Below are 8736 nucleotides of genomic sequence, written 5' to 3'. Positions count from 1 at the left end.
AACGGCCGGCACTTACGGGTTGAGCGTCGCTGCTTCCGACCTCGATAACGACGGCTGGCCCGATATCTACGTCGCTAACGATTCAACCACGGCGACGCTCTACCAGAACCAGAAAGACGGCACATTCAAAGACATCGCCATCGAGTCCGGCGCTGCTCTATCGCCCGAAGGAAAGCCTCAGGCCGGGATGGGTGTGTCGATCGGGGATTACAACCGCGACGGCAACCTGGATGTAGTCAAGACGAACTTCGCGGGAGATACCGACTCACTCTATACAAACCTGGGCGACGCCAACTTCGAGGACCGCACCTATCCGAGCGGCCTAGGAGTCAATACGCGCTTGCTGGGCTGGGGCGTCGGGTTCTTCGACATGGACAACGATGGCTGGCTCGACATCCTGATGTCCAACGGTCATGTCTATCCGGAGGTCGATCGCTCGAAGACCGACTTGAAGTATGCCGAGCACAAGTATCTATACCGCAATCTACAGAACGGGCGCTTTGAAGAAGTGACGGATCAGGGCGGCCCGGGGATATTGGAAAACGCGCCCGCCCGCGGATGTGCGTTCGGCGATTACAACAATGATGGGGCGATCGACATCATCGTGAACTGCGTGAATGCCGTGCCGCAGGTACTCCGCTGCGACTCTACATGGAAACGCAACTGGATCAAGATCAAGCTTGCGGGTGTGAAGTCGAATCGCACCGGCATCGGGAGCCGGGTCATCGTTGTCGCCAAAACCAAGCCCAACGCGCCGAAACCCTTGACCCAAATGGACGAACTGCGAAGCGGCGGCAGTTACTTCTCCCAAAACGATATGCGGATGCACTTCGGATTAGATCAGGCCACCAAGGTAGACTCCGTTGAAGTGCGCTGGTTAAGCGGACAGGTGGACCACTTTGAAAATCTGGAGGTCAATCGCTCTTACCTGCTCCAGGAAGGCGGCAAGATACTCAAGGCCGAGATTTTGGTTCCAGCCAGGAAGTCATGATCCGGGTAGCCGGGCTGCTTGCCGTTCTGCTCGCGCCCTTGATCGCGATAGCCGGCGAGACTTGCCCCTGGCTCAACGCGGCGACGGCCGAGGGTATCTTGGGAACGCCTGTCGAACTGAATGTTACTCATGAATCCGCGAGCACAACCTGCGTATTCTCCGCGCAGTCGAAGGCGGCAAAGATGTCGCTGCGAATTGAGGTTGTGGTCGCCGCCAAGACCGGCCGTCCGGAGTGCGGTTCTGCCCCGCTCCCTCTGAGAGCCATTGGCAACGAAGCTCACGCATGTAGCGTTACCAGCGCTGCGAACCAGGTAGTCGAGGCGGTATTTGGAAGAGTGCGAGAGCAACACTTCCAAATCGAAGTAACGACGGACGATCGGCATCTCTCGCGAGACAAGCTTCGTGAGAAAGCTCGCATGGCAGCTCTGCACGTCGCTGGAAATCTGTTCTGACTTACTTGCTTATGCGCGCGGCACCCTCGCGAATGGACTGTTCTTTCGCCTGTAACTTCGCCGCGCGTACTTCCGCCGCCTTGGCGAAAGCGGCCTTTGACCCTTCCAGATCGCCGCGCTTACGAAGAAGCAAGCCCAGCGAGTTATAGGCTCCGTCATCGGTTCCGTCGAGCGCAACGGTCTTTGTAAGTGCGGCGATCGCGCCATCCACATCGCCCTGTTGCTGCAGGATCGTACCCAGCTGATACCAGCCGTCGGTATAGTCCGGCCGCTGGTCCACAGCTAGCTGGAGCTGCTCGATCGCTTTCTCCGGCTCGCCGGAATCCACATAGGTCAGAGCCAGCGTGTAGTGCGCCTCCGCCAGAGAGGGTTCCAATTGCACGGCCTTCTCTAATTGCTCTCGCGCGTTCGCCAAATCGTCGGTTTGCTTGTATGCCACGCCGAGGTCGTAACGAATCGCGGCTACATCCGGATGGCGCCTGGCGACATCGGATAACGCGCTGATCGCTTCCTTGTATTCGCCGGCCCCGATGTAAGCGTAACCGACATTGACAAGCACGTTCACGTTATCGGGATCGTGCTCGAGTATTTTATGAAACTGCCGGAGACCACCCGCTGAGTCGCCGGCCTTGACTAGTACGGTGCCGTAGTTATTCCGAACAAGATCGTCTTTCGGGTCGAGTGCAACGGCTTTACTATAAGCGTCGCGGGACTCGGCGAACCGGCCTAGCTTCTGTAGCGCGAGCCCCAAAGCGCTCCAGACCTGCGCATTGGAAGGAAGCGCTTTCGCGGTCTTGATCAGTTGCGGGGCAGCGTCCTCATAACGGCCGAGTTCGTTGTAGAAAATCCCCAGACGGGAACGGTACTCCGCCACCGTCGGAGCCAGAGCGACGGCTTTTTGCAGGTGCTCTATGGCAGCATCCGGCTGTTGGCTGAATGACTCCGCGGCTCCCAGGTGAAACCAATACTTGGCCGCATGCGGATCAAGTTCCGTGGCACGCCGGAAGTAAGGGATAGCCTCCGCGGTTCGATTGCTGGCGCCCAGGAGGAACCCTACCTGATCCTGATACTCGGCGGAACGTGGAACCAACTGCGCCAGTTGTTGATAGATGACCAGCGCCCCGTTGACATCGCGGGCCGTCCATTTCGCCCGCCCCGCGGCTTCCAGCTGTTGCACGCCGGGCGAGGTTTGGGCAAACAGATCGAAACACAACAGCGCAATCGGAAGGCTGCGTCGGAATCGCAACACCGACCATTATAGGGTAGGAGAGCGAATCTCCTACCCTCGAACAAGCCGCTCGAATAAGTGGAGAAGCTTTATGGCGCCGGCGACAAACTAAAGAATGTGCCGTTGTTTCCGGTGCCGCCGTAAGTCGCAAATCCATACAAATTACCCGACTCGCTGGTCAACATTCCGGCCGGATCCGCCCCACCGCCGTCGGCGAACGTATGGATCACCGTGGGCGTGTAACCTGAACCCGCAGGAGACAGCTCCAGAATCGCTCCGTAACTCTTCGGTGAAATCTTCGTTCCGGTGCTGCTCACATAAATATTGCCGCTGCCGTCGAACACGGGCGGTGCATACGGAGAACCGCTGTCGGTTCCATCCTGAAAACCGTAGATCTGAGTATAGGTCCAGCCCGAACCGCTTGGCTGAAGCTCGAAGATCGCTCCGCATCCCGGATAGCGGCCATAGATCGAAGTGCAAGGCCCGCCTCCCCCAAGCTCCAGAGAACCGTAGATGTTTCCGTTAAGGCCGAAGCTAAATCCTTCCGGATTCCATGCGATACTTTCAGGACCTCCGAAGGAGAAGATAACCGTCGAAGTCCAAGTCGTGGACGGAGAGACCGGCGGCGTGAGCTTCACTATCGTCCCGCCCTCGTACAGGCCGCTGTAAGCCAGCGAGACGTATAAATCGCCGTTGTAAGGGACGATGTACTGCGGGTAAGAGCCTTCCGCAGCCCCATCGAAGGTATGAATCACCGTTTCGGTGAGTGGGGAGCCGGAGAGCTCGAAAACGACGCCGGCGTTGGTGCTTCCACCGAAGTTAGTGATCCCGTAGATGTTGTCGTTCAGCACGGTCAGGAAAGTGGGGCGTGACCCATCGATTCCACCCTGGAAACCATACAGCGTCGTCTTTGTCGCAGTTTTCCCCGCGTGAATAGCAATCGAGTAGATCGTTCCGTTGCAGTAGCCTGGGCTAGGACAGCCTCCACCGTAGGTTGTTCCGTAGAAAACACCGTTGTAATAGATGGGGTTCGCGTTCTCCGCCAATCCATCCTCGTGAGTTTGGAACTCATAAATCGTTGTTTCGGTCCAGGGGTCACCGGGGGAGGCGGGCGGTGTCAGATCGAAGAATGTTCCGCATGGCTGTCCCACCGTTCCACAAGTGTTCGGGCCGCCGTAGTAGGAAACCCCGTAAAATTTCCCGAAGGGGCCCAGCACGGGAGCGCCGACCGGCTGAGATACAACCGCGGGATTCCCCGTTGCCGAAAAGTCATACAGCTTTGTAAAGTCAAGAGTTTGCGCAGCGGCCCCGGAAGGCACGGCAGCAGTAAAGGCGCAGGCGAACGCAAATGGTACTGCCAAGGTTCGAAGCAAGATTAGAATCTCCTCAAGCGATTTCCCCCGATCGATGAAATTCCAATCGAATTCATCCGAACGGGCGCGTCTCATAATACTAATTCATAACAGCAATTCTATGTGTATTGAAAAGTACTGTAAGAAACGTGTTCTATGAAAACCGGAACAGTTCGAGGGTCAATCAACGGTCAATCAAAGGATCTGGGATGGGCGGATGGACCGCGGTGAGGCGCCGGTCGTCAGAAAGGCGCCACAGTTTCGGGTGCTTCCGGGGCGGAACCCCAGACGCACGATGGAACTCGCGTTGCTGCGGTCGGTGCCGTGCGCCTCACCCGCAAAAAGAAACCGACACCCGAACAAGTTGCCCGGGACACCTTTGATTACCGGAGTTTGCGGCCCGGCCAGAAGGAAGCCATCGAGTCGGTCGTCGCCCGGCGCGATACGTTGGTCATCATGCCGACCGGTTCGGGCAAGTCGGCCGTCTATCAGATCGCCGCGCAGATACTGAACGGTCCGGCCGTGATCGTGTCACCGCTGATTGCGCTGCAGAAGGATCAGGTCGATTCGCTCGAAGAGCAGGACGCCGGGGGCGCGGCCGTCATTAACTCTTCGGTGAGCCCGCGCAATCAGGAGCGCCTGCTCGAAGAGTTGGAAGAGGGCGAGATCGAGTACATGTTCCTCACCCCGGAACAGCTTAGTAAACAGGATGTGCTGGAGCGCGTGCGGGCGGCGAACCCGGCTCTTTTTGTGGTCGACGAAGCGCACTGCATCAGCGAGTGGGGTCATGATTTCCGCCCGGATTACCTGAACCTGGGGCGCGCGGTCGAGCAACTTGGCCACCCGGTGACGCTGGCGTTAACGGCCACGGCGTCAGCTGAAGTTCGCGACGAAATCGTCCGGCGGCTCGGGATGCGCGACCCCTCTATTTTCGTCCATGGATTCGATCGCCCGAACATTTGGCTCGGCATGAACACGGCGCCGAATGAAGCGGCCAAACGCGAACTGCTCATCGCTCGTGTTGAAGATGCCGACAAACCGGGAATCGTTTACGTTGCGAGCCGGAAACACGCGGAAGATCTCGCCGCCGCGTTGGGCGAGCGCGGCGTAAACGCCGTGGCCTATCACGGCGGCATGACGCCGAAGCAGCGCGGTCCGATTCAGGACAGCTTCATGAATGGCGAGACGGACGTGATCGTCGCGACATCCGCTTTCGGAATGGGTGTCGACAAGTCGAACGTTCGGTTCGTCTTTCATTTCGATACGCCGCACTCGATGGACGCTTACTACCAGGAAATCGGCCGTGCCGGGCGCGACGGTAAGCCGGCGCGCGCGCTGCTTTTCTATCGCCCCGAAGATCTCGGGATCCACAAGTTTTTCGCGGGAAGCGTGAAGGCCGCGCCCCAACGCTTAGAGCAGGTGGCGCTCGCCGTTCTGGAGGCGTCCGAACCGGTATCGATGGCCGACCTTCAACAGAAAACCGAGTTGTCCCACGCGCGGCTGACACAAACGGTGAACCGGCTGGAGGATGCGGGGGCCGTCGAGATCACGCCTTCCGGCGAGGTGAAGCCGGCGGCTGATCCGCAGCAGCTCCATGAAATCACGGAAGAAGCCGCGGCTGAAGTCACGCGCACGCACGATGCCGAGTTGAAGCGTATCGAACAAATGCGCGCTTACGCCGAACTCACTACTTGCCGGCGGGAGTACTTACTGAGCTACTTCGGCGAGAAAGCCGCGGCGCATTGCGGGAACTGCGATACCTGCACGCAACCTGAGGCTGTGCGTACCGCAAAGCACGCGACTGAACTGGCGCCCCCGCCGCCCGATCCGGTGCAGATGTATCGGGTTCCCGAACCGGAGAAAATCCCCGAACTGCCCTTCGAGCCGCACACCCGCGTGGTACATAAGCAGTTAGGCCGGGGCGTGGTGAAGAGCCTGGAAGGTGACAAGATCACGGTGCTCTTCGATGAGGGTGGAACCAGGACACTTGCCTTGAGCACGGTTCTGGAGAAGGGTATGCTGGAGCCGCTGGAAGCTCCGGTTTCATAGGAGTTAGTCGATGGAATCCCGCAGATACATTCCAAAGGTGCCGCTTTCCTCATTGGTGGGGTGTTTCTGGTACTGGGAAGGCGCGCCGCAAACGCATTCCAAAGAGCGCCTTCTTCCAAACGGCGAGCCGTCGATTATCTTTAATCTGCGCGATAGCCCAATTCGCATCTACGATGCGCAAGACCTTACAAGCTATGCAAGCTATTCCGGTGCTGTCCTTTCCGGCGCCCGATCCGATTGCTTCGTCATCGACACGGAGCAGCAGGAACGTGTTATCGGAATCCAGTTCAAGCCGGGGGGCGCCTTTCCGTTCTTCCGTATGCCGGCTTGCGAGGCGGAAAATACAGCGGTCGATCTGGACTATCTGTGGCGCGGCGGTGCGAGTGAAATCCGCGAGCAGCTTCTGGCCAGTCCGACTGTAAACGCGATGTTCGCGACCCTGGAGCGATGCTTGTTAGACCGGTTAGTCCGCCCTCCTGAACTACATCCGGCGGTAACTTACGCACTAACTCAATTCCGGGCTTCGGCACATACCGCCCGAGTCGCCGCTGTTACCGATCGGATTGGTTTGAGTCCGCGGCGCTTCGTCGAGCTATTCCGGGGACAGGTTGGTCTTCCGCCCAAAGTTTTCTGCCGCGTGCGGCGCTTCCAGCAGGTACTCCAGACCGTTCACCAGGCGCAATCTATCGATTGGGCTCAAGTTGCCCTGGAATGCGGATACTATGATCAGCCCCATTTCATCCATGATTTTCGATCGTTCTCCGGACTATCTCCCCAGGCTTATCTATCCGCGGCCACGCCTCATCTCAATCATGTGCCCTTGATCTGATCTGTTCGGAACCGGCACGAGGGTCAATTTTTTACAATCCGGACTCGCGCCTGATGCGCAACAATCACAGGTGAAGACGAGGAGTAATCAATGCCCGAAGTAAAACCGATTCCGGACGGCTATCACAGCATTCAGCCGTACTTGATGTTCAAGAATTGCGCCGAAGCAATAAGATTCTACAGTCAGGCATTCTCGGCGAAAGAGAAAATGCGAATGCCCGATGATAAGGGCCGAATCATGCACGCCGAAGTTCAGATCGGCGACTCCATCGTCATGATGGCTGACGAATCTCCCGAGTGGGAGGCCTATAGTGTCGAGCATTTCGGTGGATCTCCGGCAAGCCTGATGCTCTACACCGAGGATTGCGACGCGATGCACGCCCAGGCCGTTGCCGCGGGCGCGCAGAGCAGCCGTGAGCCCGCAGACCAGCCTTATGGTGACCGCATGTCCGGCGTCAAAGACCCGTTTGGCTATAAGTGGTGGATCGCTACTCACATCAAGGATGCTTCCCCGCCGCGGAACGAGGCGAACCAATAGGAGGTAACATGCGAGTTCTTCAGATCGCAGTGTTTAGCGTTTGTGCTTTCGCCATGGCGATCGCACAGACGCCCCCTCAGGAGGGCAGCGCCGGCCAGGCCGACGAAATCAAAGCTCTCATCGCGAAATACGCCGCCGTAGTGAATGTCGAGCCGGTCGACATCAATCTGGCTTCGCAAGTCTGGGAAACTTCACCGGACGTATCGTTCATCTATCCGCTCAGCGAAGAGCACGGATGGGAAGCGATCAAAACAAACTTCTACCAGAAAACGATGGGAGCGATGCTCACGGACCGCACCTTGACGACGCGGGATGTTCGCGTGCACGTTTACGGCGACGCGGCCTGGGCTGAATTCGACTGGCACTTCACAGCTAAGTTGCGTAGCAGCGGCGCGCCGGTGGAAACCAACGGGCGGGAGACGCAGGTTTACCGGAAGATCGATCCGACCCGGTGGGTGCTGGTGCATGTTCATTACTCGGCGATGCCCGCACGTCCAGCGCGCCCTCAGTAAGTTGAATAACATCGATGTGGTGGTCGAAGGTCACCTCAGCTTACCTTCCTGAGCACGTCCTCAACTATCTCGGGATGTTTGGCGATGACAGCGAGCAATACTCTCGTAGGCGCATCCGGCTGCGACCGGCCCTGCTCCCAGTTCCTCAGCGTGGCGGGCGGAAGGCCGAACCTTGTTGCAAACTGCGCCTGGCTGAGCTTCATCTTCATCCGGACTTGCCGCACATCACTCGCGCCCCGCTTGCCCGTTCCTTGCAATGCCCACCGGATTTTCCGCACGCCGCCCTTACTGTACGCGATTTGCGTAGTGCTGACAAGGTCAGGCGGAGCTACGTGGCCTTCCCGCAATCTTGGGTTGCAGATTTGCCGGCCGAATTGAACGCGACATTGGACCTTCAGAATGGCACCGTCGCTGGGTTGCAGGGTTTGATCCAGAACGAAACCGTCGCTAAGTCAGAAGATCTAAGAGTACAGCTCCGATGACCCCACTCAGAACCTCCCCCGCACAAACTCCAGCGCCTCTTCCCTCGAACTAACGACTCCCTCCAGCTGCGCATCTTCAACCGCGCTCAATATCTCCGAGAACAGCGGGCCAGGCTTATATCCCTCCGCAATCAAATCGCGCCCCGTAACTAACGGTTCCGGCGTCAACTCCTCCGCCGTCAATTCCCCAAGCCGTCCGCGCACATAATCATAAGCCTCCGTGTACCCGTTGCTCGACATGCAGTCGATCCGGTGCAACTCCAAATGCTCGTCGAATTTCGGCTGCCGCACAAAGCGCTTGAGC

The 8736-nt window shown here is 58.2% G+C and carries 9 protein-coding genes and 1 pseudogene; 6 read left to right on the top strand and 4 right to left on the bottom strand.

Going from position 1 to position 8736, the window contains the following annotated elements; translation table 11 throughout:
- The coding region (locus H1Y01_RS19265) for a CRTAC1 family protein (RefSeq protein ID WP_180542477.1) at positions 1-991 on the top strand (991 nt) is incomplete at its 5' end.
- A complete protein-coding gene (locus H1Y01_RS19260; RefSeq protein ID WP_180542475.1) occupies positions 988-1443 on the top strand; it encodes a hypothetical protein in 456 nt (151 codons plus the stop codon). The genes H1Y01_RS19265 and H1Y01_RS19260, both read left to right, overlap by 4 nt.
- Position 1444: 1 nt before the next feature.
- On the opposite strand, the gene H1Y01_RS19255 is transcribed toward H1Y01_RS19260, so the two are convergent.
- Both H1Y01_RS19255 and H1Y01_RS19250 read right to left on the bottom strand, forming a co-directional pair.
- Positions 1445-2689 (bottom strand): tetratricopeptide repeat protein, encoded by a 1245-nt coding sequence (locus tag H1Y01_RS19255; protein WP_180542473.1) that lies wholly within the window; start codon positions 2687-2689, stop codon positions 1445-1447.
- Positions 2690-2760: 71 nt separating this feature from the next.
- A complete protein-coding gene (locus H1Y01_RS19250) occupies positions 2761-4119 on the bottom strand; it encodes a choice-of-anchor tandem repeat GloVer-containing protein (protein WP_180542471.1) in 1359 nt (452 codons plus the stop codon).
- A 228-nt stretch (positions 4120-4347) separates the two neighbouring features.
- Here H1Y01_RS19250 and H1Y01_RS19245 point away from each other — a divergent pair, with 228 nt between their 5' ends.
- The 4 genes from H1Y01_RS19245 to H1Y01_RS19230 all read left to right on the top strand — a co-directional run bounded on the left by H1Y01_RS19245 (position 4348) and on the right by H1Y01_RS19230 (position 7950).
- Positions 4348-6072, top strand: coding sequence for a RecQ family ATP-dependent DNA helicase (locus tag H1Y01_RS19245; RefSeq protein WP_180542469.1), 1725 nt, complete (start codon positions 4348-4350; stop codon positions 6070-6072).
- A gap of 10 nt (positions 6073-6082) precedes the next feature.
- Positions 6083-6901 (top strand): helix-turn-helix domain-containing protein, encoded by an 819-nt coding sequence (locus tag H1Y01_RS19240; RefSeq protein ID WP_180542467.1) that lies wholly within the window; start codon positions 6083-6085, stop codon positions 6899-6901.
- Positions 6902-6991: 90 nt separating this feature from the next.
- Positions 6992-7438 (top strand): VOC family protein, encoded by a 447-nt coding sequence (locus tag H1Y01_RS19235; RefSeq protein WP_180542465.1) that lies wholly within the window; start codon positions 6992-6994, stop codon positions 7436-7438.
- Positions 7439-7446: 8 nt separating this feature from the next.
- Complete coding sequence (locus H1Y01_RS19230) at positions 7447-7950, top strand: YybH family protein (protein ID WP_180542463.1); 504 nt, start codon at positions 7447-7449, stop codon at positions 7948-7950.
- A 35-nt stretch (positions 7951-7985) separates the two neighbouring features.
- On the opposite strand, the gene H1Y01_RS19225 is transcribed toward H1Y01_RS19230, so the two are convergent.
- Together H1Y01_RS19225 and H1Y01_RS19220 are read right to left on the bottom strand one after the other, a co-directional pair.
- Positions 7986-8228, bottom strand: a complete 243-nt coding sequence (locus H1Y01_RS19225; RefSeq protein ID WP_180542460.1) for a helix-turn-helix domain-containing protein — start codon at positions 8226-8228, stop codon at positions 7986-7988.
- A 210-nt stretch (positions 8229-8438) separates the two neighbouring features.
- Positions 8439-8736 (bottom strand): annotated as a pseudogene (locus tag H1Y01_RS19220) (CCA tRNA nucleotidyltransferase); the annotation flags it as partial.

This window comes from Nevskia soli (assembly GCF_903970205.1).
Classification (GTDB): Bacteria; Acidobacteriota; Terriglobia; order Bryobacterales; family Bryobacteraceae; genus Bog-113.
This window is presented reverse-complemented; position numbering and strand designations above follow the sequence as displayed.

Coding starts and splice junctions, on each gene's coding strand:
- H1Y01_RS19235 (WP_180542465.1), top strand. CDS start 6,992: ATGCCCGAAGTAAAACCGATTCCGGACGGCTATCACAGCATTCAGCCG.
- H1Y01_RS19230 (WP_180542463.1), top strand. CDS start 7,447: ATGCGAGTTCTTCAGATCGCAGTGTTTAGCGTTTGTGCTTTCGCCATG.
- H1Y01_RS19240 (WP_180542467.1), top strand. CDS start 6,083: ATGGAATCCCGCAGATACATTCCAAAGGTGCCGCTTTCCTCATTGGTG.
- H1Y01_RS19260 (WP_180542475.1), top strand. CDS start 988: ATGATCCGGGTAGCCGGGCTGCTTGCCGTTCTGCTCGCGCCCTTGATC.
- H1Y01_RS19250 (WP_180542471.1), bottom strand. CDS start 4,119: ATGAGACGCGCCCGTTCGGATGAATTCGATTGGAATTTCATCGATCGG.